The organism is Desulfonatronum zhilinae (genome assembly GCF_900182865.1).
Taxonomy (GTDB): Bacteria; Desulfobacterota; Desulfovibrionia; order Desulfovibrionales; family Desulfonatronaceae; genus Desulfonatronum; species Desulfonatronum lacustre.
In genome coordinates, this window is sequence record NZ_FXUJ01000002.1 from 101326 (window position 1) to 128200 (window position 26875).

Annotated in this window: 20 protein-coding genes; 6 read left to right on the plus strand and 14 right to left on the minus strand. The window is 59.1% G+C overall.

Features of this window, described 5'->3' with window-relative positions; translation table 11 throughout:
• Window positions 1-152: 152 nt before the first annotated feature.
• Complete coding sequence (locus tag AC559A_RS02885; protein WP_028572561.1) at window positions 153-764, plus strand: IMP cyclohydrolase; 612 nt, start codon at window positions 153-155, stop codon at window positions 762-764.
• A gap of 125 nt (window positions 765-889) precedes the next feature.
• Entirely contained in the window at window positions 890-2410 is a 1521-nt protein-coding gene (hflX, locus tag AC559A_RS02890; RefSeq protein ID WP_498816158.1) for a GTPase HflX, read from the plus strand.
• Between the two features lie 19 nt (window positions 2411-2429).
• On the opposite strand, the gene AC559A_RS02895 is transcribed toward hflX, so the two are convergent.
• The 3 genes from AC559A_RS02895 to groES form a co-directional block, all read right to left on the minus strand.
• Window positions 2430-3440 carry a GGDEF domain-containing protein gene (locus tag AC559A_RS02895; RefSeq protein WP_498816160.1) on the minus strand — a complete coding sequence of 337 codons (1011 nt, stop codon included), beginning with the start codon at window positions 3438-3440 and terminating at the stop codon, window positions 2430-2432.
• A gap of 199 nt (window positions 3441-3639) precedes the next feature.
• The gene (groL, locus tag AC559A_RS02900; RefSeq protein ID WP_028572558.1) at window positions 3640-5286 is read right to left on the minus strand and encodes a chaperonin GroEL; all 1647 of its coding nucleotides are present in this window, start codon (window positions 5284-5286) and stop codon (window positions 3640-3642) included.
• A 71-nt stretch (window positions 5287-5357) separates the two neighbouring features.
• Window positions 5358-5648: a co-chaperone GroES gene (groES, locus tag AC559A_RS02905; protein ID WP_028572557.1), complete on the minus strand. Its 291-nt coding sequence runs from the start codon at window positions 5646-5648 to the stop codon at window positions 5358-5360.
• A gap of 357 nt (window positions 5649-6005) precedes the next feature.
• On the opposite strand from groES, the gene amrB reads away from it, so the two are divergent.
• Window positions 6006-6809 (plus strand): AmmeMemoRadiSam system protein B, encoded by an 804-nt coding sequence (gene amrB, locus AC559A_RS02910; RefSeq protein WP_498816162.1) that lies wholly within the window; start codon window positions 6006-6008, stop codon window positions 6807-6809.
• A gap of 97 nt (window positions 6810-6906) precedes the next feature.
• Here the strand turns inward: amrB and AC559A_RS02915 are convergent, their stop codons facing one another.
• From AC559A_RS02915 to AC559A_RS02940, 6 genes are all read right to left on the minus strand, one after another.
• Window positions 6907-8733 (minus strand): PAS domain-containing hybrid sensor histidine kinase/response regulator, encoded by a 1827-nt coding sequence (locus AC559A_RS02915; protein WP_498816163.1) that lies wholly within the window; start codon window positions 8731-8733, stop codon window positions 6907-6909.
• On the minus strand, window positions 8661-9239 hold the full coding sequence (locus AC559A_RS02920) for a PAS domain-containing protein (RefSeq protein WP_498816165.1): 579 nt from the start codon (window positions 9237-9239) through the stop codon (window positions 8661-8663). The genes AC559A_RS02915 and AC559A_RS02920 overlap by 73 nt, the downstream gene beginning before the upstream one ends.
• A gap of 233 nt (window positions 9240-9472) precedes the next feature.
• Window positions 9473-11248 (minus strand): sodium:solute symporter family protein, encoded by a 1776-nt coding sequence (locus AC559A_RS02925; RefSeq protein ID WP_028572540.1) that lies wholly within the window; start codon window positions 11246-11248, stop codon window positions 9473-9475.
• Between the two features lie 72 nt (window positions 11249-11320).
• Window positions 11321-11572 carry a DUF4212 domain-containing protein gene (locus AC559A_RS02930; RefSeq protein ID WP_028572539.1) on the minus strand — a complete coding sequence of 84 codons (252 nt, stop codon included), beginning with the start codon at window positions 11570-11572 and terminating at the stop codon, window positions 11321-11323.
• A 165-nt stretch (window positions 11573-11737) separates the two neighbouring features.
• Entirely contained in the window at window positions 11738-12472 is a 735-nt protein-coding gene (locus AC559A_RS02935; RefSeq protein ID WP_084032216.1) for a 3'-5' exonuclease, read from the minus strand.
• Between the two features lie 24 nt (window positions 12473-12496).
• Window positions 12497-14431 (minus strand): DUF294 nucleotidyltransferase-like domain-containing protein, encoded by a 1935-nt coding sequence (locus AC559A_RS02940; RefSeq protein WP_498816166.1) that lies wholly within the window; start codon window positions 14429-14431, stop codon window positions 12497-12499.
• A 397-nt stretch (window positions 14432-14828) separates the two neighbouring features.
• Here AC559A_RS02940 and AC559A_RS02945 point away from each other — a divergent pair, with 397 nt between their 5' ends.
• From AC559A_RS02945 to AC559A_RS02955, 3 genes are all read left to right on the plus strand, one after another.
• Window positions 14829-15392, plus strand: a complete 564-nt coding sequence (locus AC559A_RS02945) for a CvpA family protein (RefSeq protein ID WP_498816167.1) — start codon at window positions 14829-14831, stop codon at window positions 15390-15392.
• 169 nt (window positions 15393-15561) lie between these two features.
• The gene (gene mazG, locus AC559A_RS02950; protein ID WP_498816169.1) at window positions 15562-16359 is read left to right on the plus strand and encodes a nucleoside triphosphate pyrophosphohydrolase; all 798 of its coding nucleotides are present in this window, start codon (window positions 15562-15564) and stop codon (window positions 16357-16359) included.
• Window positions 16340-16543 (plus strand): hypothetical protein, encoded by a 204-nt coding sequence (locus tag AC559A_RS02955; protein ID WP_498816170.1) that lies wholly within the window; start codon window positions 16340-16342, stop codon window positions 16541-16543. The genes mazG and AC559A_RS02955 overlap by 20 nt, the downstream gene beginning before the upstream one ends.
• 31 nt (window positions 16544-16574) lie before the next feature.
• Here the strand turns inward: AC559A_RS02955 and brxL are convergent, their stop codons facing one another.
• The 5 genes from brxL to pglX are packed head-to-tail and all read right to left on the minus strand — an operon-like array spanning window position 16575 to window position 26853.
• The gene (gene brxL / locus AC559A_RS02960) at window positions 16575-18608 is read right to left on the minus strand and encodes a protease Lon-related BREX system protein BrxL (RefSeq protein ID WP_498816172.1); all 2034 of its coding nucleotides are present in this window, start codon (window positions 18606-18608) and stop codon (window positions 16575-16577) included.
• Window positions 18608-21202: a PglZ domain-containing protein gene (locus tag AC559A_RS02965; protein ID WP_498816173.1), complete on the minus strand. Its 2595-nt coding sequence runs from the start codon at window positions 21200-21202 to the stop codon at window positions 18608-18610. The genes brxL and AC559A_RS02965 overlap by 1 nt, the downstream gene beginning before the upstream one ends.
• 10 nt (window positions 21203-21212) lie before the next feature.
• The gene (locus AC559A_RS02970; RefSeq protein WP_498816175.1) at window positions 21213-21908 is read right to left on the minus strand and encodes a DUF4276 family protein; all 696 of its coding nucleotides are present in this window, start codon (window positions 21906-21908) and stop codon (window positions 21213-21215) included.
• Window positions 21905-23017 (minus strand): AAA family ATPase, encoded by a 1113-nt coding sequence (locus AC559A_RS02975; protein ID WP_498816176.1) that lies wholly within the window; start codon window positions 23015-23017, stop codon window positions 21905-21907. Before AC559A_RS02975 ends, AC559A_RS02970 begins: the two co-directional genes overlap by 4 nt.
• Window positions 23014-26853 carry a BREX-1 system adenine-specific DNA-methyltransferase PglX gene (pglX, locus tag AC559A_RS02980; RefSeq protein WP_498816177.1) on the minus strand — a complete coding sequence of 1280 codons (3840 nt, stop codon included), beginning with the start codon at window positions 26851-26853 and terminating at the stop codon, window positions 23014-23016. Before pglX ends, AC559A_RS02975 begins: the two co-directional genes overlap by 4 nt.
• Between the last annotated feature and the right edge of the window lie 22 nt (window positions 26854-26875).

Here is a 26875-nt window from a genome sequence, read left to right on the forward strand (position 1 = left end):
TCTCCTCTGTCGTGACCGAAATCGTCCGGGTCGGGCTTCAGTCCCGGTCCGGACGGATCGTCCAGAGGAAAGGATTTCCCCATATACAGGGCCAAGGCGCCGTCTTGCCAAGATTTCGGGCTTGTGGCATGTCCGAAGCCAGGGAGGACGGTATGCAATTATTGCCCATCAGACAGGCCCTGCTCAGCGTCACGGACAAAACCGGCTTGGCGGAGTTCGCGACGTTTCTGCACCAGGGCGGGGTCCGGCTCATTTCCACCGGAGGGACGCGCAAGACGCTCCTGGACGCCGGACTTCCGGTCCGTGCCGTCAGTGAGGTCACCGGGTTCCCCGAAATCCTCGACGGGCGGGTGAAGACCCTGCACCCGCACATCCATGGCCCGTTGCTGGCGGACAAGGACAATCCCGAACACCTTCGGACCCTGACCCAACGCAACCTGCTGCCCTTGGACCTGATCTGCGTCAACTTGTACGATTTCGCCAAAGCTTTGGCGAAAAATCTGGCCCTGAGGGCCTGCGTCGAACAGATCGACATCGGCGGTCCGACCATGCTCCGCGCCGCAGCGAAAAACTTTCACAGCGTGCTGGTGGTTCCCGGCCCTGACGACTATCCCAGGATCATGGCCGAACTGGGCTCCCAGCACTATCATGTCAGCCTGGCCCTGCGCCGTGAAACCGCGGCCAAGACCTTTCGTCTGACCTCCGCCTATGACGCGATGATCGCGGGCTATCTGGAAAAAGACTTCGGAGAGGTCGCGACATAGCCGCCCAAGTTCACGGCAACACCGCCGGACTCAAGCCGAGCCAGATCAAGGCCCTGACCCGTCTCCACCAACGGCGCTACCCCGCGCTGGGCGGCTACACCCTGGAACAGGCCCGGGAGCTGGCCATGCTCAGCACGGACCTGGGCCGCCAGATCGGACTGCTCATTGATCGCCAGGGTCGTCCGAAAATCATCGTCGTGGGCGACGCTCACGGCATTCTCATCCCTGAACTCCCTCCCGGCCGCCACGGGCCGGGTCGTCTGCGCGGGCTGCGCCTGCTGCACACCCACCTGAATCAAGACTCCCTGAACGAAGAAGATCTGATGGACCTGATCTTTCTGCGTCTGGACTCCATCGCCGCCCTGGGTCTGGACCCCTCGGGCCTGCCCAGCGTGCTGTCCTGGGCTCATCTGCTGCCCGGTGCGTCGGACCAGGGACCGTACCGCGTTTCCAAGCCCGTCTCCTGGGACCAGGTGCACGTCGATTTCGTGGAGCAAACCGAAGCCATTGAAGAGGAACTGGGAAGGACCATCGCCGCCCAGGACGCCTCTCCGGACGCCGGACGGCCCGGGGACCGGGCCCTGCTGGTCAGCGTGGACACGCTCTCCCGGGCCGAGCAGGAGCGCAACCTCCAGGAACTGACGGAACTGGCCCGGACCGCCGGAATCAACGTGGTCGGCCTGGTGATCCAGCGGGTGACGCGCCAAAATCCCAAGCACATTCTGGGCAAGGGCAAGCTGGCTGAACTGGAGGTCCAAGCCCTGCGGGCCAATGCCGGCCTGCTGCTTTTCGATCAGGATTTAAGTCCCACTCAGATCCGCAACCTGACCCAGCTCAGCGAGCGCAAGGTCCTGGACCGGACCCAGCTGATTCTGGACATTTTCGCCCAGCACGCCAAGACCAGAGCCGGAAAACTGCAAGTGGAGATGGCCCAGTTGCGCTATGCCATGCCGAGGCTGGTCCGTCAGGACAGGGCCATGAGCCGTTTGGCCGGAGGGATCGGGGGACGAGGACCGGGGGAGACGAAGCTGGAGTTGGATCGGCGCAAGGTCCGCCAGCGGATCGCCAAAATCAAGCAGGAATTGGATGTGCTTCGCCGCCGGAGGGAAGCCACCCGGACCAGGCGGCAAAAGGTGGGGCTGCCCGTCGTGGCCATGGTCGGTTATACCAACACGGGCAAGTCCAGCTTGTTGAACGTGCTGACGTCCAGCGAGGTGCTGGCCGAAAACAAGCTCTTCGCCACCCTGGACCCAACAAGCCGCCGGGTCCGTTTTCCGGAACACCGGGAAGTAATTCTCACGGATACCGTGGGGTTCATCCGCCGTCTGCCGCCGGAACTCAAGGAGGCCTTCCGGGCCACGTTGGAAGAGTTGGACGAGGCGGACCTGTTTCTGCACGTGGCCGACGCCGCTCATCCGGAGCTGGAGCGCCAGGTCAGGGACGTCCGTGTCATTTTGACGGACATGGGGCTGCACGAAATTCCGGCTTTGCTGGTGCTCAACAAACTCGACCTGCTCGCCGCGGAAGATCGGCTTGAACTTGGCCGACTTTTTCCGGAAGGCGTCGGGATCTCCGTGGCGTCCGGCGAGGGGCTGGAGCACCTGGTCCAACGGATCATGGCCGCCCTGCCGACGTCGGTGGCGTAGGGGAGAGTTTTTCCCCGTCCTAGTCCTTCGAGTACAACTCGACCCTGTTCCTGCCGTTGCTTTTGGCCTGATACAAAGCCTTGTCCGCGACGTCGAGCAGGGAGGAAATGCCCGGACACAGCCCGCACACGGTATGCAGTTCCCCGACCCCGGCGCTGATGGTGATTTTGATTCCAGCCGAGAGCACCTCGCCGTCGGCGTCGCGAACCAGGAAATTGTAGTTCTCGATCTTCTTGCGGATCGTCTCGGCCAGCGCCACGGCCTCCTCCCCGGAAATCCCGGGCAGAACCAGGGCGAACTCTTCTCCTCCGAAACGGGCCGGAAAAAAATCGCGCGAATTCAATTTGGCCTGGAACTCGACGAAGGATCGGATCATCGCGCCCACCGTGACCAGGGCTTGATCCCCCACCAGATGGCCGTAGTCGTCGTTGAATTTCTTGAAGTGGTCGATGTCCATGAAGATCAGGGACAAGGGTTTTCCGGAAGCCACGGCCTCGGAAATGGCCCGGCTCAGAAAGGCGTCCAGGGCCCGACGATTGTTCAGCTTGGTCAAATCGTCGGTCAGTCCCATGGAGACGATGGTTTCCAGGTCCTGTTGCAACAGGCCCTCGATCTTCTGAAAGCCGCCCTGAATACCACGCACCATTTCGTCCAGGGGTTGTTCGCTCTGAATGGTTTCCAGGGTCATCGCGCTCAATTCCTGGACGTCGTTTTTCCTGTGCGCCAACAGCTCCTGAAACTGTTTGATCAACTGCGCGGTATCCTGCAGGGCCTCGGTCAGTCTTTCCCGCCACTGGTCGTTGATGATCCCCTCGTTGTCCCGGACCAGCCTGCGGAAGGCTTCATCGGAAAAGTCCTTCTTGCGCAGCACCTCCATGACCAGTTCCTGGGTTCGCTCGCGTTGTGTCGGGGTCAAAAAATCGTAGTCCCTGATGCTGCGCATATACAGTATCAAGCCGCGCCATTTGGACTCCCGGGGCACCCCCAGCCGATCCATGGTTCCGCAGAGATCTTCAAAGCATCGTTTCATCCGACCACCCCTTGCCCATACGATTCATGTCGTTCTCGAAAACCAGGCAACTAGACCCGCGCATACCCTTGCCCTGAAACCGTGTTAAAGCAAACCCGGCAATTCGCGCAAGACCTGCTTGTCGCACCAAAAACAAAAGGCCGGACAAAAATGTCCGGCCTTTTGCTGCGAAGCAGTATCCGTTCTCGTGGACAGGCGTTTAGTACATTCCGCCCATTCCACCCATTCCACCCATTCCGCCGCCGGGCATGGGCATGTCCTTCTTGGGCTCAGGCTTTTCGGCCACGGCGCATTCGGTGGTCAGCAGCAGACCGGCCACGGAAGCGGCGTTCTGCAGGGCAATGCGGGTCACCTTTTTGGGATCAATGACGCCGGCGGCGATCAGGTCTTCGTAGACGCCGGTGGCGGCGTTGAAGCCGAAGCCGTCCTTGCCGTCCTTGACCTTCTCCACCACGATGGAGCCTTCGAAGCCGGCATTGGCGGAGATCATCCGCAGCGGCTCCTCAATGGCCCGACGGACCAGGGCCACACCGGCGGCCTCGTCGTCGTCCACGGTCTTGATGGCATCCAGGCTCTTCACGGCACGAACCAGGGCCACGCCGCCGCCGGGCACGATGCCTTCCTCAACCGCGGCGCGGGTGGCGTTCAGAGCGTCCTCGACCCGGGCCTTCTTTTCCTTCATCTCGGTTTCGGTGGCCGCGCCCACGTTGATCACGGCCACGCCGCCGACGATCTTGGCCAGCCGCTCTTGCAGCTTTTCACGGTCGTAATCGGAGGTGGTCTCTTCGATTTCGCTGCGGATCTGGCGCACCCGGGCCTTGATCTGCTCAGGATCGCCAGCACCGTCGATGATCGTGGTGTTTTCCTTGTTGATCACGATGCGCTTGGCCTTGCCCAGGTCGTTCAGGGAGATGTTCTCCAACTTGATGCCCAGGTCTTCGGAAACCATCTGGCCGCCGGTCAGGATGGCGATATCCTGGAGCATGGCCTTGCGGCGCTCACCGAAGCCGGGGGCCTTGACCGCGGAAACCTGCAGGGTGCCGCGCAGCTTGTTCACCACCAGGGTGGCCAGGGCTTCACCTTCCACATCCTCGGAGATGATCAACAGCGGCTTGGACATCTTGGCCACCTGCTCCAGCACGGGCAGCATGTCCTTCATGCTGGAGATCTTCTTTTCGCAGATCAGGATCAGCGGCTCGTCCAATTCGCAAAGCATCTTTTCCGGATCGGTCACAAAGTAGGGGGAGAGGTAGCCGCGGTCGAACTGCATGCCCTCCACCACTTCCAGGGTGGTCTCCAGGCCCTTGGCTTCCTCAACGGTGATCACGCCTTCCTTGCCGACCTTGTTCATGGCCTCGGCGATAATATTGCCGATGGTCGGGTCGTTGTTGGCGGAAATGGTGCCGACCTGGGCGATTTCCTTCTGGTCGCGGGTGGGCTTGGTCTGGTTGACCAGATCAGCCGTCACGGCCTCCACGGCCTTGTCGATGCCGCGCTTGATGGCCATGGGGTTACGGCCGGCGGTTACCAGCTTCACGCCGTCGGTGTAGATGGCCTGGGCCAGGATGGTGGCGGTGGTGGTGCCGTCGCCGGCCACGTCGCTGGTCTTGCTGGCCACTTCCTTGACCATCTGGGCGCCCATGTTCTCGAACTTGTCGGTCAGCTCGATTTCCTTGGCAACGGTTACGCCGTCCTTGGTGATGATCGGGGAACCGAAAGATTTCTCGATGACCACGTTGCGGCCCTTGGGTCCCAGAGTTACCTTTACGGCGTTGGCCAGGGTGTCTATGCCTTTCTTCAGTCGTTCACGCGCCTTGGTGTCAAAAAGCAGTTCTTTAGCAGCCATGGTTATTCTCCTTGCGTCCTAAAATTCGTTGGTGTCGTTGATGTGCCTGGTCGAATCGCGATGCGAAAGGCCTAGTCTTCAATGATGGCCAGGATGTCGTCCTCGCGCATCACCAGGAACTCTTCGCCGTCGACCTTCATCTCGGTGCCGGCGTACTTGTTGAAGAGCACCTTGTTTCCGGCGGCCACGGCCATCTCGGCGCGCTTGCCGTCGTCGCCCACCTTGCCGGGGCCCACGGCGACCACTTCGCCCTTCATCGGCTTTTCCTTGGCGGAATCAGGGATGATGATCCCTCCCTTGGTCACTTCCTCGCCCTCGAGCCGCTTTACCAGAACACGATCATTCAATGGCTTCAGTTTCATTTTTTTCTCCTCCGAATTGGTTTGTTTTGCTAGCACTCGAAGACGGTGAGTGCTAGCAAGGCGACTTATTCATGAGATGCTCAGGAAAGGCAAGCCTGTTTTTGAGCTGAATATCAAGATTATTGGCTATTTGTATTGAATTGGAAGCTAAAGATTAAATTTAAAGATGATATCAAAATAATTTAAATTTAAGCTATTGAATGCGTCATCTTGATAAAAATGCAGCAAAATTCTTCACCGTCACGCCTGGGCAGCGTTGGGGTTTTGGCGTAGGATTTGGGCCTTGCTGCCCGACTGTCTTGGTGTTTTTCAACCGCTCTGAACCCGCCATCCTAAATCTTGATCGGAGGAATCGTCATGGACCGCAACCCCGTTGTCGCCGGGCGGTTTTATCCCGGCACCAGGCAGGCCTGGGAGGCGGAAGTCCGCAGCCATCTCCCCCCGGAATCCACGCCGCGCAAAGCCCTGCTGGCCATGTTGCCACACGCCGGATACGCGTACTCCGGGTCCGTGGGCGGCAAGACCCTGTCTGAAGTGATCCCGACGGAAACCGTGCTCCTGCTGGGCCCGAACCATACCGGACTCGGACAGCCCTTGGCCTTGTGGCCCGATGGTCGCTGGCTGCTGCCCGGCGCGCACCTGGACGTGGACGAAAGGCTGGCCGGACACATCCTGGAGGCTGCTCCCGCAATTCAAGCGGACCACCAGGCCCATCTCCAGGAGCACTCCCTGGAGGTCCTCCTGCCTTTTCTCTGGGCCGTCCAACCCCAAACGAGGATCGTCCCGCTGGCCGTGGCCGAACCGCGCCTGGACGTGTTGTTGCGCACGGCCCGGGAACTGGCCGAGGTGCTCGCAAAGTGGCCCAAACCAGTACTGATCCTCGTCAGTTCGGACATGAGTCACTTTGTTTCCGCCCAGCGGGCCAAGGAACTGGACGGCCTGGCCCTGCAAGCCGCCCTGGAACGCGACCCGGAAAAGCTCTACGCCACGGTGCGCGACCAGCGGATCTCCATGTGCGGGATGCTGCCCATGACCCTGGGGCTGGCCGCGGCCAACGCACTTGGAGCGACCCAGGCCCGCCTGATCGCCTACGCCACCTCCGGCGACGCGACCGGGGACTATTCCCAGGTGGTGGGCTACGCCGGGGTGGTGGTGGAGTAGAATGATGCCGGTTTCGGTTCAACCAAAAGCCATCCGCCGCACTCCGCAGCACATGGTGCGCTCTATTGGCGATAATGGCTTTTCAGGCTCGACTCATTTACTCCTCCATGTTTTGGATTGTGCGTAAGTGTTTTTCCAGCACTTTTTCCAAATCCTCCATCCGCACCGGTTTGGCCAAATAATCGTCCATCCCGGCCTCCAAGAATTTTTCCTTATCTCCAAACATGGCATAGGCGGTCAGGGCGATGATGGGGATGTCTTTCTTGGGACCGAGGTCGGTGGATGAGCGAATGCCCTTGGTGGCTTCGACTCCGTTCATCACCGGCATCTGGATGTCCATCAGGATAACGTCGAAATCCTGATCTTTGAACAAGTCCAAAGCCTGTTGCCCATCCTCGGCCAGCGTCACCGCATGACCGGCCTTTTCCAACAGTTTGCGGGTCGGCAGGGCGTTTGACGGTTCGTCCTCAACAAACAGGATGCGCAGTTTGTGCTTGGCTTCATGAAGTTGGCCCGTCACCTCGATCTGGTCAGGGATGCCCGCACCGGCAGGCCGTTTGAACGGCAAGAGCACACGCACGGTGGTTCCTTGGCCGACTTCGCTTTCCACGGCAATCTTTCCGCCCATCAGGTCCACGAGCCGTTTGACAATAGTCAGGCCAAGACCGGCTCCCTGAAAATTTCGGGTAGAGGAAGCGTCCACCTGAAAGAAGGGGTCAAAGAGGTGTTTCGCCCCATCTTCAGGAATGCCGATGCCCGTATCCGTGACGGTGAAAAGCACATCGGCGTTATCATTCGTATCCGACGCCGACAACGTCATCTCGACTCGGACATGTCCCTTTTCCGTAAACTTCAGGGAGTTGCCAACCAGGTTAAAAAGAATCTGCCTGACCCGTGCCTCGTCTCCAATGAGTTTAAAGGGGATTGCAGAATCAACGTTGCACTCCAAGGCCACGCCCTTGGCTTGGGCATTGAAGGTGAACAGGCCGGACACGGAGTCGGCAAGCTCCTGGACGACGAACTCGGCCTCATGGATGGTCATCTTGTTCGCTTCGACCCTGGACAGGTCCAGGATATCCGAGAGCAGCCGGGTCAGTCGGTTGGCCGAGGACATGCACAATTGGACGTACTGTCGTTGATCGGAGTCCAATGTGGTATCTTCCAAAAGCTGCATCATGCCCATGATCCCGTTGAGCGGAGTGCGGATTTCATGGCTCATGTTTGCCAGGAACTCGGATTTCGCCTGGTTGGAGGCTTCGGCTTGCTCCTTGGCTGCCAACAAGGCTCTCTCGGCCTGCTTCAACTCAGTCAGATCGACATCAATGCAGAACAGCTCAGGAGGTTGGCCGGGTCTGTGGATAATGGCGTGGCTGGAATAAACCTGGATACGAGACCCGTCCTTGCGCTTGAGATGAAGTTCCGCGGCTGGAACAGGCGTTCCGGTTTCGGACATGGCTTTGATTTCCTGAACAACACCCGCTCGCATTTCATCCGGAATGATCAGGTCGACAAGGTTTTTCCCTATGGCTTCATCCGGTGAGTATCCATAGAATCTCTCAGAAGCCTTGTTCCAAAAGAGCGTCACGCCATCCATTCCATACCCTTGAACAGCAACGGTGGGGACATGTTCAAACAAGCTTCGGAACCGTGCTTCACTCTCGCACAGCGCCTCCTCGGCCCGTTTCTGCTCTGTGATGTCCGTGAGCACACCGACAATGCCGCAGACCACACCATCTTTCACCATCGGACGGCTTGAGGTGCGCACCCATAAAGTTTCGCCTGGTTCCAGGCAGAGCCTGTATTGATCGGGCTCCAACCGGCCTCGCAGAACATTTTCCCAAGCGTGCTCAATCAGGGGGATATCTCTGGGATCGATGAGTTCACGAAAGTTACGACCAAGAAGGTCAACAGCTTTTTCCCCCATGAAATTCTTTGCGGAAGGACTGAGGTAGGTGATCCGCCCGTCCAAATCCACAAAAAAACGACGTCGTTGATGTTCTCCAAAAGGTCCTGATAGTGTCGCTCGATCCGTTTACACTCGGAAATATCCGTGGTGAATCCTTGATAAGCAACAATACGCCCTTCGGAATTTCTCAAAGTCCGAACGCTGCTGGATACCCAGTACGCCGTCCCGTCACGACGACGGAACCGACATTCATGATTGACCACCTCGCCGTGCTCTTCCAGCAAACGGATGAATTTCTTCCGGTCTTCCGGGTCGGCATACACCTGTGCGGCGATGTCCGTGACCGATTCAATCAGCTCTTCTGGTGAATCATATCCCTGCATTTTGGCTATAGAGGGGTTGGCCGAAATGAAGCGTCCCTCGGGCGTGGACGTAAAAATGCCGATGGGGGCGTTGTCAAAGATGTCCTGGAGATCAAAGCCAGGAAGCGGATCACTGTCGTTTTGGGTGTTCTGTTCCGGCATGAGCGGCCCCATGGCTGAAGGGGATCAGTGGCGAGGTGTGCAAAAGGATGGACACTTCCATTCCTGGTTTCAACTCATGCCAAAATCAACGGTCCCCCGCAAGAAGAAAAGCTGGAAAGCTCTGCGGATCAACCAAAAAAACAGCCCCCTTCCCGCGTGGAATGCGGGAAGGGGGCTGTTGCTTCAAGCGCGAGGGATCGCGTCAAGTCAATTAGTGATCCACCAGTGATCCACTAGTGATCCACGGCCGCTCCGGCGCCGCGCGGCGAGCGGATGGATTCCACGAGGTCCTGGATCTCCTGGGGCGGCGCCTTGGTCATGGAGGAGACGATCTGGGCCACGGCGAAGTTCAAGAGCATGCCTATGGTCCCGATGCCTTCCGCGGTGATCCCGAAGAACCAGGGGTCAACGCCGAAGAAGCGGGTCTGGATGATGTAGAACATGGTGAACCCGATGCCCGCGGTCATCCCGGCGATGGCTCCTTCCTTGTTCATCCGCTTGGAGAAGATGCCCATGATGATCACCGGGAAGAAGGACGAGGCGGCCAGACCGAAGGCAAAGGCCACGATCTGGGCCACGAATCCTGGTGGATTGATGCCGAAGTACCCGGCAATGACCACGGCCACGCCGATCATGATCCGGCTGACGAGCATGCGCTGTTTTTCCGTGGCCTGGCGGTTGATCATCCGGTAGTAGAGATCATGGGACACCGAGGATGAAATAACGATCAGCAATCCCGAGGCCGTGGACAATGCCGCGGCCAGACCTCCGGCCGCCACCAGCGCGATGACCCAGTTCGGCAGGTTGGCGATTTCCGGGTTGGCCAGCACGATGATGTCCCGGTCGATGTACAGCTCGTTGGGATTGTCCGTGGGGTCGTTGGCCACCAACCGCTGACCTTGCGGCCCGGTTTCTCCGGTGAACCGAGGGATTCCAACAAAAGGCGCCCCGGCTCTAAACTGCATGATCCCGTCGTCGTTCTTATCCACCCAGGCCACCAATCCGGTCTGTTCCCAGTTGGTGAACCAGGTCGGGGCATCGGCATAAGGTTGCTCGTTCAGGCTGTCGATGATGTTGTACCGGGCAAAGGCGGCCACGGCCGGGGCGGTGGTGTACAGGATGGCGATGAACAGCAGGGCGTAACCCGCGCTGATCCGGGCGGCCTTCACGCTGGGCACGGTGTAGAAGCGGATGATCACGTGGGGCAGGCCGGCGGTGCCGACCATCAGGGCCATGGTGATGCAGATCACCGAGAGCATGTTCATGTTCCCCGGGCCAAAGGCCGAGGTATACTCACGAAATCCCAGGTCCGTGGCAATACTGTCCAGGGCCGTGAGCAGGTACTGCCCGGCGTACTGGCCCTCGGCGATGGTCGAGCCAAAGCCCAACTGCGGGATGGGATTGCCCGTGACTTTTATGGACAAGGACACGGCGGTGATCACGAAGGCCGTGATCAAGACGCAGTACTGGGCCACCTGGGTCCAGGTGATGCCCTTCATTCCGCCCAGGGCCGCGTAGAAAAAAACGATGGCCATCCCGATGAACACCCCGGTGTTCACGTCCACTTCCAGAAACCGGCTGAACACGATGCCCACGCCGCGCATCTGGCCGACAACGTAGGTGATGGAGACGAAGATGGCGCAGATCAGGGCCACCAGCCGGGCCGTGCTGGAGTAGTAGCGGTCGCCCACGAAGTCCGGCACCGTGAACTTGCCGAATTTGCGCAGATACGGGGCCAAAAGCAAGGCCAAGAGCACGTAGCCGCCGGTCCAGCCCATCAGATACACCGCGCCGGTGTAACCCAGAAAGGAGATCATCCCGGCCATGGAAATGAACGAGGCCGCGCTCATCCAGTCCGCGGCCGTGGCCAGGCCGTTGGCCAGGGGCGGCACCCCGCCGCCGGCAACGTAAAACCCCTTGGTGTCCTGCACGCGGCAGCGCCAGGCAATGGTTAAATACAATCCGAATGTTATGAAGACCATGATATAGGTCCAGGCTAAGATCGACATGGGATGCTCCTCGTGTTCGCCCATGACGCACCGGCGATGCCGGATCATGGACATGAATGCCAATGAATACCGCTACTCTTGTACGTCGTATTCCTTGTCCATCTTGTTCATCAGATAGCAGTAGACGAAAATCAGCACGACGAAGACGTAAATCGACCCCTGCTGGGCGAACCAAAAGCCCAGCGGGAATCCACCCAGACTGAAATTGTTCAGCGGGTTCACCAGAAGGATCCCGAACACATAGCCTACGACGGCCCAAATCCCCAGAAGAATGGCGATCAATCGCAAGTTCTTCCCCCAGTACTCATCCATTCGTGTCTTCATGCTCCCCTCCCAAGGATTCAGGTTGTCTATACAAAAACTGCTTGGAATGGACCCTATTGTCCATCCCTTTGCAGGGTGCCGCCAGGGCAAATTTGTTCTCTGCTAAATTGATATAATACAAGCACCGACTTTGATCACGATTTCGATTTCGATTTCGATGCTGATCTATACCCAGCGCCAGCTCCTCCCGGCCAGGAACAAATCCCGCAGGGTCTTGATCTTCCCTCCGTGCAGTTTGTGCACGAAGAACAAAAACAAGTACGCGGTCTGCATGGCGTCCTGCAGGGCGTTGTGCTCGTCGAACAGGGGCAGGCCGTACTCCTTGCTCAGGTCGGTCAGCGTATAGGAAACGTTGAGGTTGTAGCGGTCGTAGTAGTTCTCCCACTGCGACTCCTTGTACAGCATGGCCAGTCGCATGGTATCCAGGCAGGGGTTGTGCAGGGCCCCGCCCAAATGCTTCTTCAAGGCCCGGTTCATGAACCCGATGTCCAGCCCGATGTTGTGCCCCACCAGCAGGGCCTGCCCGCAGAACGAGACGAACTCCGGAAGTACGGTCTCCAGCTTGGGAGCCTCTTCGGTCTGACAAGGGGTGATCCGGTGAATCAGGGTGCTGCTTTTGGGAACGTATTGATTCGGCTGAATACAGGTGTAAAAGCAGTTCTGCAGATCAATGCGCATTTCCCGGATCCGCACCGCGCCGATGGATACGACCTCGTCCCGTCGCTCGTTCAAGCCGGTCAATTCCGTGTCAAAGACCACGAACTCGTACTCCGTCAGGGGTTTGTCCTGGCTGAAAGCGGTAAAGTACTCGCGGTTGGCCTTGAGCAGGGCGTGTTCGTCCCGGCGGCTCCAGGGCAAGAAGGGCCACCAGGAGAAGAGGCTTTGCAATGGATGAGTCATGGTCAGCATATGCATTACGGCAGGTTAGACGTTGAGCATGAAGGCCGACTTCAAGAAGTTTTGCAGGCTGGTGATTACCGAAAACGCGCCTTTCAGGGTTTGTTTTTCCAGGTCGGTCAGTTCCGCCGGATCGACGAAGTTGTTCGGGGTCTTGCCCCCCTCCAGCAACTTCAGTTGATGCACCAGCCGGAGTTGCATCAGAAACTCGTAGGCCTCTCGGGCTTTGCGGTAGAGCTCCTCGGGGATATGCCCGCCGTCGGCCACGGCCTTGAGTCTGCGCAGGGTGTTCGTCTCCTGGCTGCCGTGGCGCAGGGCCATCAGCCTGGCGAAATCCCAGAAGGGAACAAGGCCTCTGGCTTTGAGGTCCAGTCGGTTTTTGTGCTCCCCGTCGCGCTCCACGATGAAGTTGCGGAAAAACGAGAGCGGCGGGCGGGAGGTGAAGCAGTCCTGGGCCAAATGGCGAAAAAACAGCTCCTTGCCCTGCACGGTCTTGGTCAGATGGTCGCGCAGCCGCTCGGCCAGGGCCTTGTCGCCGTAACCGGCCCGAAAATCGAAAAAGATCGTGGAGTGCAGCACTTCCTGGGGCTCGGGCACGCTGACCCAGCGGTCGAAGTTGGCCCGCCAACCTGAATACGGCAAACGCCACTTGGGATTGGAGGCCATGATGTCCCCCAAGCACCGGGGGAAGCCGCACTTGACCAGATGTTCGATGGCTTCTTCCGCGAACTTGGTAAAGTACGCATCGGCCCGCTGGGCTTCCTGGTCGTCCCGGGGATCAGCGTAAATCAGAGCATTGTCCTGGTCGGTGCGAAAGGTCTGCTCCTTGCGGCCCTCGCTGCCCATGAGCATCCAACAAAACGGCAACGGCGGCGGACCGAGTTGCTCCTGAAGCATGGTCAACAGGCGATCCAGGATCAGGTCGTTGAGCACCGTGATCACCCGGGTGATGTTGTTGGCCTTCCCGCCTTCCTCGATCAGCGGCCGGACCACCTGGGGAACATGCCTGGAAACCTCGTGTATGCCCTCGAAGGTCTGTTGAGCCAGGATTTCCCGGAACAGATACAACGGCGACTGGCCTTGGAGCACCATGATGTCATGGCTGGTGATCACGCCGACGATCTTGCCCCCGTCCTCCACGGCCAAGTGATGGATCTGGTGGGTCATCATGGCCAGCAGGGCGTCAAAGCAGACCGCGTCCGCCGGGATGGTCCGCACCGGGGAACTCATGATCTCCCGAAGCGGCGTACGGTATTCCAGCCCCTTGGCCACCACCTTGGAGCGCAAATCCTTGTCCGTGATGATCCCGCGGACAATGCCCTTGGCGTCCTCCACCAGCAGGGAGCCGATCCGGTGCCGGGCCATGTATTCCGCGGCCTTTTGTACGGAATAGGTTCCAGGAGCGGCCTCCACGTCGCGCTTGATCATGTCCGAAACAGGGACGCTGAACAGGATCAAGGAGCCCTCGCCTTTGGGCGTCAGCCGCTGTCGGCGCAGCTCGGAAAAGGACTTGTGGATGTAATTTTCGGAAAAAGATTTCAGGTAGTACTGGGCCAAGCGAGGATCGTTCTTGACCAGGTTCAAGAATGTCTGCTTGTTCAACAAGAAGCAGAACGTATCTTCCAGAGCCTCCACGGTCATGCTGGCCTTGGCGCCGCGGATGATGCCCAAGGCTCCGAACACGCCGCCCTCGCCGCGAAAATCCTTCAGGGTCACCTCTCCGGATTCGTCCTGTAAATAGAGCTTCACGCCGCCTTTTTGGATCAGGTACAAATGGACGATGTCCGTGACCCCTTGTGTCAGGACCACGGTCCCCTTGGGGAAAAAATCCAACGCCGCGTCCTCGGCCAGTTCTTCCAGGCCACCAGGGCTCAGTTCGTTAAACGGCAGGGTCCGTTGCAGAAATTCCAGGACAACGCCGGGATTGAGCGAGTGACTTTGTGGTGCCTTGACGGTGAACATTTCCATAATCTCCTGGGATTCTCGACCGGTACGCCGTGGAGGGCGCTCCCCGACGCTGCTCTTCAAATCAGGTTCTTTCCGGTCAGTTTTTGTTTACTTGGTGCTTTTTGCCAAGGCATTCGTTTTTAGGTCAAAGGCGGAAAAAAAACCGTCAACAAGCACAGGGCCGAAAGACCGGCCTTCCGCTCCGCTCACCCTAACCGCTGAACCTGGGTATTCCGCCTTTCACGAATCATCCGGAACCCTGACCGCGACACGAGCCGCCGGTGTTGCCCGTACCCGCGAAACATGGCAGATTCCAAACGTCGTTCGTCAGATGATACGAGCCGTTCACGTCCCGTATCCATCACGAAAGCCCTTCCCGGGCTCACCCTCACGCCTATCTCTGGACACCCTCATGCCTATAGCTGATTTGAACACCCTGGACATCCTGATTCTGGTCACCCTGGGATTCACCCTGATCCGCGGCCTGTTTCGCGGATTCATCGGTGAGATTTCCTCCGTCGCCGGCCTGATCGTCGGATTCTTCCTGGCCAACAAATACCACACCATGCTCCTGCCCCTGGTGGAGAGCATTCTCCCGGATCGCGGCACGGCCCAGTTGATCAGCTACGCCCTGGTCTTCTGCACCGGCTTGGTGGGCGTCCTGATGGTCGCCGCGGTCCTGCGGCACCTGTTGAAGGTCGTCCTGCTGGGCTGGGTGGATCGCTTTGCCGGAGGCGTGATCGGCCTGTTAAAGGGGGGATTGATCTGCGTTCTTCTGGTCCTGGTTCTGACCACGTTTCTTTCGCCAAAGGCCGAGATTCTGGCCTCATCCCGGATGGCCCCCCAGGTCAATCGCTTCGCGGCCATCCTGGCGGATCTGCTGCCCAGGGAGATGCGCCTTGAATTCGAGGAAAAGAGCCAGCCCTTGCGCCAGACCTGGCGCGAAAACGTTCAGGAACGGTTATCAGTCCGTTGAAAAACTCCCAATTGCTGCGTCGCCGCAAAAAGTTCAAACTCTCACGTATGAATAAATACGCTTCGAGCTTGAGCTTTTTTTGCTCCTTGCACTTGGGATTTTTGAACGGACTGCCGAATAATGACTTTTTCAACACCCAATTATCCGGTGACCAGGGAGGACAACGATAATGGACGGCGATCAAACCGCGCTGTTGCGCCTGCGGGACGTACTGGAACGACTGCTCGGCCCTGAAGGCTGCCCCTGGGATCGGGAGCAGACCCCGCCGACCCTGGCCGACTATCTGGTTGAGGAAGTGCATGAACTGGTGGACGCCATCCGCTCGAACAAACCGGACGACGTCCGCGAGGAACTGGGCGATGTCTGGTTCCTGCTGCTTTTCGTGACCCGGCTGATGGAACGGGACGGACGCTTTACCCTGGAAGACGTCCTGGACCAGGCCGCGGCCAAGATGGTCCGACGCCATCCCCACGTCTTTGCCGACGCCTCTTTCGCGAACCTGGACGCCCTCTGGGCCAACTGGGAAAAGGAAAAAAAGAAGGAAAAGGCCGACCGCGGCCCTTTTGAAGGCATCCCGTCGACGCTGCCACCCCTGTTGCGGGCCTACCGCATCAATTCCAAGGCCGCACGGCTGGGCTTTACCTGGTCGGATACGGACGGTGTGCGGGAACAACTGAACCAGGAATGGCAAGAATGGCACACCGTCCAGGGCGAAGACGGCAATTCAGCCGAAAAAGCCCTGGACGAATACGGGGACTACCTGTTCACCCTGGTGGAATACGGACGACGGCATGGACTAAAGGCCAACGAAGCCCTGGACCGGGCCAACCGCAAATTCCTGAACCGCTTCGACAAGCTGGCCCAGTTGGCCGAAACCAAAGGGATCGACCTGGAAGGGCTGGACCTGGATTCCTGGAACGCCCTGTGGAACGAGGTGAAACAACGCCATGAGCCAAGCCAAGATTGACCAAATCCTCGGCCTCTGCGCTGAACTGTCCGTGGAAGAACTGGAACAGCTCGCCAAGGATCTGAAAAAAGTCCTCTTCCGGTGCCGGGTCCAGGAAAAGATCGACCTGCGCCGCGAAGATGTGGCCCAGCGCCTCAGCGAGGCCATGGATCACCGGATGGACAAGGTGGCGGACGGCGATTGATTTTCGCTCTTCCTCAATCTCTCACAAAAAGCTACTTCAAACCTAAAGCCTTAATGGCCGCGGTTTGGGGATCGGAATAGAAGACCGGATCGACCTTTTCCATGATCTCTCCGGAAACTTCGAGAAAGTTGCGCTTGTTCTCCAGCGGGATCAAGGCCCGTCTGGCCCCGTTTTCCATGGCCGTTTGCAGCGGTTCGACCAGGGATTGGACCGCCTTGATATTGCCCTGGATGCTCATGTCGCCGAATATGATCAAACCGGGCAGGCCCTGGGTTTTCTTCACCGCGGAATAAATGGCCACGACAAAAGCCACTCCGGCTTCACAAACGGTTTTGTTGCCCAGAAGATCGATGGCCTCGACATGAAAATCCGAGGTGTCGAATATGGCGGCAATGCCCATGGGAGTCTTGTTGCCCTGGAGAAAGGCAAAAGCTCTTTGAGCAGACTCCTTCATTTTGTTTTGCAGCCCGCCGGCAAGCCGCAATTTGCCTGTTCCCGCGGACACCCCGACTTCAATACGATACAAACCGACCTTCCCCTCTCCATCCACTGACGCCGCATAGAGACACCCCGGGGCCAGCGGGTCAGAGGAAATCAGGTTGCGCCCTCCCTCCTCCGGCACGCCCACGAAGGTCTCCGCCAATGTGTCGCGATCCCGATAGGAAAAGGACGTCTGATGGTATTCGAAGGAACCGATTTTTTTCAACTGTTCCTTGACCCGACGCCTGCTTTCCAGGCCCAGCTCCAGCAGTTCGGCCAGTTCTTCCCGGCTGGCTTCTCCCGCCGGATGAATCAGTTTGATCAGCCCGGACACCGTTTTGCGCACCGCCTTCACATCCCTGGCATTGAGATGGTCTCCGAAGGAAAAATGCCTGTCCAGCAACTCCGTGAAATTGTGCCGCCGCAGTTCGCGCAAGGCCTCGGCCAGGTAGTCCACGACGAACCCGTAATGGTCCGTGAAAAACTCCATGCGCATCTTGGGGATCTCCCAGCCCGGGAGATAGCTGTGGATTCGATCCAAAAAAGCCAGATCGTCCCGGATCACCTCCGGCATGGGCATGAACAAATGCGAGGAGCGGACCATGACCTCCACGGGGTGGTTGGTATTGCCGAACATGGCGATGGAGGCGTACCCGGCCAGGGCCTCCTTGCCCCTGGCGAAGGACCCTGATTCGCAATAGGTCTTGAGCGTGGTGACCACCTCCTTGGGCATCTTCTGCAGGTCCGCCACTTCGTCGAACCCGACGGCATCCCAGAGCCCCACCAGACCGATCTTGCCGGACCCGATGTTGTAGAACAGATTGGCCACGGTGGTCGGCCCGGTCAGGAGAATGGCATAGGGGCTCAACTCCTGGTAGGCAAAGGACTTGCCCGTGCCCCTGGGCCCAAGTTCAACAAGATTGTAGTTGCTTTCACACAGTGGAACCAGACGCAGGAGAAAAAGCAGCTTTTGCCGGCGCGAAAACCGGCCGGGCTCAAACCCGACGCTGCGCAGGAGCAGATCAATCCACTCATCGACACTGAACTGGGAGCGGGCGGCCCTGTAATCCTCAAGGCTGAAGCTGGCCAACTGAATGGGTGTGAACTCCTCGATCCAGAACGGACTGCGCCGCCCTCGGGCCTCCTCATCATACTGATGACGGATTTCCACCTGGGCCCAGACCCCGCCCATCAACAACCGGTCGTACTCCCGAGCGAGTCGATCCGGAACATGCAGATACTTGTTCCCGAAATTCACCAGCTCAGCCCAGTACTTGTCATCGTGGGAAAGGTACCGGACCTTCACTTTATCGATAAAGGAGTGTCTGCCCTTCTCCTTGACCAAGGCCTGGGCCTTGTTGGCTTCCTCCGGGCGGACGAAGCTGTCGGCCAGAATATTGTTCACCACGCGTAACCCGGCTTCAATGGCCGCGGAATCATCGGTGGCGCAGTACTTGCCCAGGAGATACTCCAGGACAAAGACTGGAACATTGGCGCCCACCTTGATTTTTCGGACCAGGTCCTTCCTGACCACCTTGCCCGCGAAAACTTCCGTCGCCTTTCGATCCAGCGCATCGTCCATCATCACATCCCCAGCTTCACCGGAATATCCGACATGCAGGCCAACACAAGCTGTGTTTGGCAGTCCAGTATCCTTACGATCACGGTCTCAACGCCCTTGTCCTCGGCGAGCATGAACGTCAAGGCGTTGGGCGCGTCAGGCCGCAGAACGATCTCCCGCGTCCCTTCTTCATAGCCCTGAGCGGCCATGGCGCAAAACCCGACCTCCCGGTCTCCGGATAGCACCACCGCCCGGACCCTGACCTCATCTGGTGCGAGAAACCCATGCACTCCAAGGGTTGCGACCATGGAGAAAAAACGATTGGTGATGACGGACTTGCCTATGCTCAGACTGACCTTGACCGCTGACGAGCCGGTGGTCGTCGTCGCCCTGGGGCGCAGGGAAGCAACCGGAATCACCAACTCCTGCAAGGAAATGCCGCCATGAAAATACCCACCCACCCCGCCTTTGACCCGATAACAGGCCAGACCGCGCGGAAAGGCGAACTCCAGGTCGCCCGGATAGCCCAGGGCACCGGCTGGAACGCGGAGCGATCCTTCGGCATCCGTTCCGCCCTTGCCGATCCAGACTCGCGGATGCAGCTCCGTCACGTTTCCGCCGGGGGAATCCATGAACATTCCGGGATCAAACCGGTCCGTGAAGAGATGGCCATGGTCTGCCGCAAGGATGAACCGCTCCACGCCCAACCTGGCCAAGATGCGGATCGAGCGGCGCAGCTGCTCCAGGATGTCGTCCATCCACCGTCGCGTTTCCAGATGGCCCTCTCCTTCTTCACCGAGAAAATCAATCTCCTGGGACGTGACCACGATCAGGTCCGCCGCTTTCAACTCCTTTTTCCGCTTTGCACCGATGCGCAACACATCGGCCAGGCGCAACGCCTCGACCTTTCCCGACACCTGCTCATCCAGCCAAGCAAGGCGATTCCTGCGATCCCCCACGGCCCGTCCCTCCACGAGCACGCTCAAACGTCCCTTGGCCAGAGTGACTTGCAGCCCGTGCTCCGCCCCGGGCAACAGGGCGGACATGCCAACGGGCGTGGTGGAGGGCAAGGCGCCTATGGCCGGTTCCAGGGACGTCTCAAAGTCCTTGTCCATCCCGTCGAGCAGTTCATCGGCCATTTCATGGCGCAGGGCGTCCACCAGCAGATAGGCTGTCTTTTGCTTTCCGGACAGAAGCGGTGCGACCCGTTCGCTGAAAATCCGTTGCTGGGCGAGGACCCCTTGCACGACAAACCCGGCCTCATGGAAGTGGTGAACAAAACTCCGGTTCATTTCGTCGACCAGATCGGCATACACCCGGCGAACCATGACCGTGACCTTCTCGAAATCGTCTTCCTCCAGGGTCTCGGGGTCGAGGTTGAGCAAACGGCTTTCCCAGTGACGATGCAAGCGGTCCACCATCATCCAGGGCTCGGAAAAAAGCGCGTAGGCCCGCACCATCTCCGCTGCGGTGAAATCCCGGCTCTTGATCTGCTCCCGTATGCCCGCCGCCTTGCTCAGAACCTGGCAGGCCAGGGAAAGGGCCGCCCACTTGAAAAACACCTCCGGCGCCTCTCGACTCCAGAAGGACCGGCCTCGCGTTTCGGCAAGGCCCAGGGCCTCGCTGATCCGGCCTTGAAGCAGTGCGCTTTGCGCGGATCGCAGCAGCGGCGTCTCGATGCCCGGAAACGTCTCCAGATTCGCAAGGTGCGCGGGATCAAGGGACAATCGGCCAAGACCCAAGGCATCCTCCACGTCGCGTGCCGCCTGGACGTAACCGTCCCGGAGGTCCACCCGATTGCGCCACGTCTCGCAAAGATGCCGCAACGCATCCTGTTGGACGGGATTTTGGGGCAGTTCCATCGCGGCCAGGGCCTGAGGGCGGTCGACAACGGGGACGGCGGAGGCGAACTCCGCCAGAAGGATTATCCGGCGCAGCTTTTGGCGGGCCTCATCCGGGATCGACGTCTCACCGAAATCCAGGCCCAGTTCGGAAATGATCAGGTTGCGCAGTTCGCCCAGGGCCCTCTTGGCCATGATGTCGGCATCCCTGGAGGGTCCCGAGGCAAAAAGGATGATGGACTCGATGGGCGAGGCCGCGCCGAAGATGAGCTTCAACGCTCCCGACGCTATGCTGTTGACCTCCTCGGAGATGCGGTCCAAATCCTCCAGCGTGAGCAGCCCTTCTTCCACCTGACGCGCCAAATGCGCGGCCTTTTCCGGCGCAACCTCCAGGAAAAAAGTCTCGGCCTGAACCCGCAATCGGCTGTTGCGTTCCAGGGATTCCGCTCCGGGTTCCACGACAATGCCGGCGGTCTCGGCTTCAACCAGGGCAAAGGACGTGCTTTCCCGTGCCAGGGGCACATAAACGACCACGTTCGGCGGCACTCCGCAACCGTCCATGGGCCGTCCATCCGGCCCGACAAATTCCAGATGCGGCTCCAGTTCCCGACGCAGTCGAAAAAACGAATCCACATACTGGAGGATCACGGTATCGGGCAGTTCCAGATTCCGGACCAGACCCGCATAGGCTTGATCCGGATCGTACCAGACGACGATCCCCCGTTCCCGCACCTGTCGGGCGATCATGCCCCGAATCCTGTCGGACAGCTTGGCCATCTATGAACCTCTATTCCTCTCCTGCCCGGGATTCCAGCTCACCCAGCCATGCATCGAACTTGGGGCATTCAACCCTGATCGCCTCCAGGCCCAGCTCCAGAACGGCCAGCACCCCGCCGGAAATCTTGTCGTATCGCCTGCGATGCTTTTGAAAAACACGCCGTATCCGCTTGGACGGAGCGGTGTCCGGGTTGTCGTTGATCTCCTCGGGACTGGCAAATCCGGAGATGCTTTGCGCAAGCTCGGCAACCGCCTGACGCATGTCCGGATACGGGGCCAGGAGGGATTCCGGACGAACCAGAACAAGGGTCTCGAATTCATGCAGCAGCAGGTTCGGCAGAAAACGTCGGTCGCCAAGGTCGTCCTTCCAGGCCGTCTCAATGCTTCGCGCCTTGTCCAGAGGCGTCATGCCGGCGATGAGCGGAAGGTTTCTGGATGGAAAATCATCCGGAAGGCCGTAGTAATCAAGCAGGGTTGTGAAAATGAACGTATCGCTGGAAAACTGGCGGAAAAGACGCAGCAAGTCTTTCTTGACGGGCTCATAGGAGCGTACGCCGCCTCTGGCCACCCTGCCCTTGCGTGTGCTGTTGGCCGCCAGAATAGGCGGGTGCCAGACGATCCCGCGATCGTTCAGATAGGGGCCGAGGACCTCCTTGACGAATTCCTGCTCCGAAGGCCCCTCGACGTAAAAGACGACCACCTTCATGGCTGGCCGCCGATGATGTTTTTCCGCCAGACATCGCCCAGGGTGTAGTCATCCAGCCAGGACTCCAGCGCATGAGGCGCAAGCCGGTGAAACCGGCTTGCGCCGTCCTTCATATCGCAGACAATGACGTCCTCGGGCTCGAAATGATCCACGAAACTTGCCGATTGCGTTGCCAGCAGGACCTGACAGCGGGCTGAAACGGATCGAATCATTCCAGCCAGCAGAGCCTCGGCCTGGGGATGCAGCCCAAGTTCGGGTTCGTCCACGATGATCATGTCCGGCAGGTCCTCCGGTGGGAGCTGGAATAAAGTCGCCAGGGCCATCAGTCGCAAGCTGCCGTCCGAGACCTGATGCGGGCCGAACACATATTCCGGGTCATGGCCTCGCCAGCGGAGCAGTACGTGATTCCCCTCCGGTTCCAGGACGAAATCCCGGAATCCGGGGATCATGCGCCGAAGCTGAAGGATGATGGCCCGGTAGTATTCAGGCTTGTCCCGAAGCAGCCGGAACAGGACCGCCGGAAGGTTCCCGCCGTCCGACCGCGGACGCCGGTTGTCCTCAATGTCGGACGCCTTCCGCAGCCTGGATTCAAGGGACGTGTCGTGGAACTGATAAACCCGCTTTCGGGCAAGCTGGTTCTTGATGTCCCGGGCCGCCTCCGCTTCGGCCTTGTTCAGGCCGGCAATCCCGTTCCTCGCCAGGACGCTCTCCCGCCCAGCCGGTTCCAGGGCGACTTCAATGGGCCGGGAATGCCCCTCGGCATGGAAGAAAAAAACCTCTTCCGCGAAAACCAGGCTGTCTCCGGCGGCCGGCTCCAGGACGAACCGGTAGCGGTTCGTCCCCCGCTCGGCCAGAAATTCCACCTCCCCGACAATCCTGGACGTCCTCTTGGCCCCCAGGTGCAGAAAACTTTCCGCGAAGCCGCGCTTGCGGACATACTCCTGCAAAGCCTCGGTCATGGCGTAATTGAGCAGCTGAAAAAAATCGACCAGATTGGACTTCCCGGACCCATTGGGGCCGATCAGCACATTGACCGCCCCCAGCTCCAGACGCTCAAGACGCTGGATGGACTTGTACCCCTCGATGCCGACGGCAGTAATTCTGTTCATGCCGACCCCGCTTGTTCCAGTCCGTGGGCAATGGCGTAGGATTTATCGGTCTCGCACTTCTCCCGGACCCGGTCCGGCCAGTGATCCATGGCCTGATGCGCCCAGTCGTATTTGCCTTCCTCCAGTTCAGCCCAGGCCTTTTTCGTGTCCTGCCAGGAGGGCAGCAGTTCCCAAAGCGGGGCGGCGTTGAGCAGCACGCCGTCGTCGATGCGTGGCACATAGCCCCGCTGGATGGCCGCGTTGATCCGGGTGGAAAACTCCTGCACGTCGTCCAATTGGTCCGCCAGCAAAGAGGCATCCTTTTCGGCCCGGCGCTTTTCCGTCCCGGAGCCGGCCTCGGCCTTGAACCGCAGTTCCCTGATCCGGGCGTCCAGCCAGCGGACCTTGGGATCGACAAAGGTCGAGCGGACCTTGAACAGCGTGTCCGTGGTGAACCGCCCCTGAAAGACCCAGACGGTCAGGGTGCGCCTGGGAGACTGGAGAGGCCAGTAGATGGGGCGTTTGCGGTACAGTTGCAGGTGGTGCCGCCAGAAGGAAACCTCCGGCGTACCGGTGAAGCGGTCCAGATAGGCGCGCAGAGCCTCCTCCGGCGCAGCCGCCGAACCGGTTGCCGAGCGGATAATCTCGCAAGCTGCTTCCTGGCCGCGCATCAATTGCAGGCAGGCGAACGTCCGGGCTGTGATGTCCTGGGGATGGCCCGGCTCCGAGGCCATGATCCCGTCTTCGTCCACCAGGGCCCGAATTGCGGCCGCGGTCGGTTCGCCAAACTCGCCCCGGCCCAACCCGTCCGGCTCGCCAATAGCGTACCGGCCCAGCACCGCGCCCAAAGCGTAACTGATCCAGGCCCGTCCCAAGCCCGAATCAGTCCAGGCGCTCTCGATATCCGCGCCGTCATCGCCTTCCCCGGCATCATCCTCCGCCTCCGCAACAGCAGCACCGCCCTCAAGCTCCGCCTTCAGGGCCAACCGATCCTCCTCTGTCAGGCCGTACAATCGGGTAACCTCCCTGTCGATTTCCTCCTCCACCGTGCGCAACCGGGCATGCCGCTCATCCACTTGGCCCACGGAAAAGGGCGGCTGCAGGAAGTCATATGTGGTTTCCTTGTCGGCGCTGTCCTGCCTGGCCAGAGCAATGGCCTGCTGGACCTTGACATCAAGGGGTTCAGAGACGCTGTCAGGAATGGGAAGGCGTTCGATGTCTCCAACTTGAAATGAAATTGTCGGATTTAATGCATTTAAGATGAATTTTGCCAATGTTGAATTAAATAAACCTAAAATAGCATAGATTTCCCTTTCTTGAGGGTAACACGTCATTCCCTTGACATCATGGATAAAACCACCTGGTGAAATTCGACCTGCAAACCCACTGGAACTTACATCACTCCAAGTTATGCCAATCGAGAAATAGTAGTTGGGATTACGTATGACTGCGCGTGGACGAAAAGCATCAATTTCAGATCCGTTATTGTACCAATTCACAACGTGCTCTTGATTTCCAAACCACGGCTTCGGGGAACCGCCTTTCATGTAAGGAAACCATTTTTTCCCTGTGCTCTTGCTTTGAGTGCACGAAGTGGCTTTTTGTTCTACACGCTGTAAACCGACTTCCCACCATTTACGAAGGAAGCGAGCGTTTTCACCAGTCTGCAAGCCCACCCTCGGAGGAGTGGATTTTCCTAACACCTCCAATTTCCGGAAAAGTCCGCGAACGAAGTCTCCCGTCCAATAGCTCCACGGCTTTCCCGGAATCTCATCGAAACTCTCTTGCCCTACAGTATAGGCCAACCTATCGGAATAATTAGAATGTAGAATATTCAACTCATTCTCAAACGCTATCCTTTTGGCTTCCGAATTCTTTTCCCGGACCAGACGGAAATAGACGCCCTGATGCTCCAGGCGTTGTTGTTCATTTTCTTCCTTGCGCAGGATGAAGGCCGCGGTCTGGAGGGTGCCGGGATTGCCCACGGAAAACAGACCGCCGCCGAAATGGGCCAGGGTTTCCACGCAGACATGCTGGCGCAAAGTTTCGCGTAAATTTTGGTAGCTGCTGATGAACATGAAGGAGTGCATGGTCAGCATGCCTAAAAATCCCTGGGATTGCGTAAGCTCCTGGCAGCGGAGGATGAATGCGGCATAGAGGTCGGACTTGCCCTCTGGATAGTTTACCTTGAGCAGGTCGGCCAGCCGATTGTTCATTTTCCGACCGGAAAGATACGGCGGATTGGTCGCCACCACGTCATATTTCTGGGAGACGAGCCCGAGGAATCTCAGCCCCTTGGCGGTTTCCGTGGCAAAATGGGCAGGTTCGTTGTCCATGCCGCGGGACTCCCGGACAAAGTTGTCCAGGTGACGGGTGATTTGAATGTGCAAGACTTCGAAAAATTCCTGGACGCCCTGCGCAGTGGTGAACTGCACTTCAGATATGCCGGGGAAGAAAAAACCATGCTGCTTTCTGGCGTTGAGCCGCCCGCGCTCCTCGGCGATAAGCGCATCCAGAGTCTTTTCCAGGCGCAGTAGGCTGCCGAGCTGGTCGGAATCCTTCAAGCTGGCGGCAACGGCCCGCAGGACACGCTCATAGATGGGGCTGGAAAAATGGGATTCGGCGATGAAGGCGTCCAGCCGCCCGCCGGTCACGGCCTCCACGTTGGCGCAGGCCAGGTTGCGGTCGGTAAAGACGCATGTCGGATTCATGGTGCGGGCCTTGAGGAACAAGGCCAGGGCCGAAAGCTGCACCGCACGCAGGTCAATATCCAGCCCATGGATGTTGTTGGCGACGATGCTTGCGGGTATGTCGTCGACCGAGGCCACGCTCGCCCGCTCGGGCCAGCCTGGCCGGCCGGCCATGTCCATTTCCTCCTTGTACATCTCAACCAGCAGATCAAAAGCCACCAGACCAAAATGCATGGACCCGCAGCTGGGGTCCAGAAACGTGATCTGCCTGACGGGTTTAATGGGCCGGGCAGAATGTTGGGACGGGACGAGATAGGTAAGGGAATCACGCAAACGGCTGTCCGGATGCATCTCCAGCCAGAGACGGCCCAGGGAGTTATGCACCAGAAACGTGACCACCCAGCGGATAGTGAAGAGCTGGGTCACTGAGGGGATATCCCCGGCTTCGAACTTTTTCTTGGTCAACCGCGCCGCAGTGAATGCGGCCTGGAGTTCCTCGGCATTGAAGGCCTGATACACCCAACCGATGGTTTCCTCATTCCCGGCCTGCCAAGCGTCCTTGATTCCCTCCTGGTTCATGGACTCCACAATGGTCTTCAAGGCCAGCGGGCGGGGAAAGAGGCGGCTGGGGAGGTTGCGCGGGTCGAAGAGCACCGAGACGTCCCCGGCCAGTCGGGCGCACTCCTCAAGCAGAAAGAATCGGTAGACCTCGTCGCTAGGGCCTTCACCCATGGCGTTGCGGGGCAGGCCGCCCTGCTGATGCCGGGCGTAGCGCTCCTCGTTGCCGTCCGCGGTCAGCCAGAAAATAAAGCTGTTGGACTTGTCCAGTCTGGCCACCGTGGGCTTGATCAGCCGGCGCTCCTCCATCATTCGCAAGGCCACCAGCCGGTTCAGCCAGGTGAACGCGATCTCCCTGGCCAGCCTGCTCCGTGCATCTTTTGGTCCGACCCCGGCCCCCTTTTCCTCACTGGCGTAAGCCTCCAGTCGAGTGCGGGTTTCCCTGGCCTCCTGAAGCTCCCCCAAGGCCGGATACGACCCCTCGTCCGCAAACCGTCCGTCCGGCAGCCAACCGTAAATCCCCTCGAGCTGCTGCGCGGCCTCGGCCTCCAAAACCGCCCGTGCCTGGAGGGTGAAGTTCTGGATCTGCGTGATCAGGGCGTCGTTCATGGTTTCCGTCTCCTCATGACGC

Excerpts from the sequence above, each read along its gene's own strand:
- amrB (WP_498816162.1), top strand. The coding sequence starts at position 6,006 with ATGGACCGCAACCCCGTTGTCGCCGGGCGGTTTTATCCCGGCACCAGG.
- pglX (WP_498816177.1), bottom strand. The coding sequence starts at position 26,853 with ATGAACGACGCCCTGATCACGCAGATCCAGAACTTCACCCTCCAGGCA.
- groL (WP_028572558.1), bottom strand. The coding sequence starts at position 5,286 with ATGGCTGCTAAAGAACTGCTTTTTGACACCAAGGCGCGTGAACGACTG.
- AC559A_RS02970 (WP_498816175.1), bottom strand. The coding sequence starts at position 21,908 with ATGAAGGTGGTCGTCTTTTACGTCGAGGGGCCTTCGGAGCAGGAATTC.
- brxL (WP_498816172.1), bottom strand. The coding sequence starts at position 18,608 with ATGATGGACGATGCGCTGGATCGAAAGGCGACGGAAGTTTTCGCGGGC.
- AC559A_RS02920 (WP_498816165.1), bottom strand. The coding sequence starts at position 9,239 with ATGCCGGAACAGAACACCCAAAACGACAGTGATCCGCTTCCTGGCTTT.
- AC559A_RS02945 (WP_498816167.1), top strand. The coding sequence starts at position 14,829 with ATGCCTATAGCTGATTTGAACACCCTGGACATCCTGATTCTGGTCACC.
- AC559A_RS02955 (WP_498816170.1), top strand. The coding sequence starts at position 16,340 with ATGAGCCAAGCCAAGATTGACCAAATCCTCGGCCTCTGCGCTGAACTG.
- AC559A_RS02930 (WP_028572539.1), bottom strand. The coding sequence starts at position 11,572 with ATGAAGACACGAATGGATGAGTACTGGGGGAAGAACTTGCGATTGATC.
- AC559A_RS02925 (WP_028572540.1), bottom strand. The coding sequence starts at position 11,248 with ATGTCGATCTTAGCCTGGACCTATATCATGGTCTTCATAACATTCGGA.
- AC559A_RS02940 (WP_498816166.1), bottom strand. The coding sequence starts at position 14,431 with ATGTTCACCGTCAAGGCACCACAAAGTCACTCGCTCAATCCCGGCGTT.
- AC559A_RS02895 (WP_498816160.1), bottom strand. The coding sequence starts at position 3,440 with ATGAAACGATGCTTTGAAGATCTCTGCGGAACCATGGATCGGCTGGGG.
- AC559A_RS02915 (WP_498816163.1), bottom strand. The coding sequence starts at position 8,733 with ATGGGGGAAAAAGCTGTTGACCTTCTTGGTCGTAACTTTCGTGAACTC.
- groES (WP_028572557.1), bottom strand. The coding sequence starts at position 5,648 with ATGAAACTGAAGCCATTGAATGATCGTGTTCTGGTAAAGCGGCTCGAG.
- AC559A_RS02975 (WP_498816176.1), bottom strand. The coding sequence starts at position 23,017 with ATGAACAGAATTACTGCCGTCGGCATCGAGGGGTACAAGTCCATCCAG.
- AC559A_RS02935 (WP_084032216.1), bottom strand. The coding sequence starts at position 12,472 with ATGACTCATCCATTGCAAAGCCTCTTCTCCTGGTGGCCCTTCTTGCCC.
- mazG (WP_498816169.1), top strand. The coding sequence starts at position 15,562 with ATGGACGGCGATCAAACCGCGCTGTTGCGCCTGCGGGACGTACTGGAA.
- AC559A_RS02885 (WP_028572561.1), top strand. The coding sequence starts at position 153 with ATGCAATTATTGCCCATCAGACAGGCCCTGCTCAGCGTCACGGACAAA.
- AC559A_RS02965 (WP_498816173.1), bottom strand. The coding sequence starts at position 21,202 with ATGGCCAAGCTGTCCGACAGGATTCGGGGCATGATCGCCCGACAGGTG.
- hflX (WP_498816158.1), top strand. The coding sequence starts at position 890 with ATGCTCAGCACGGACCTGGGCCGCCAGATCGGACTGCTCATTGATCGC.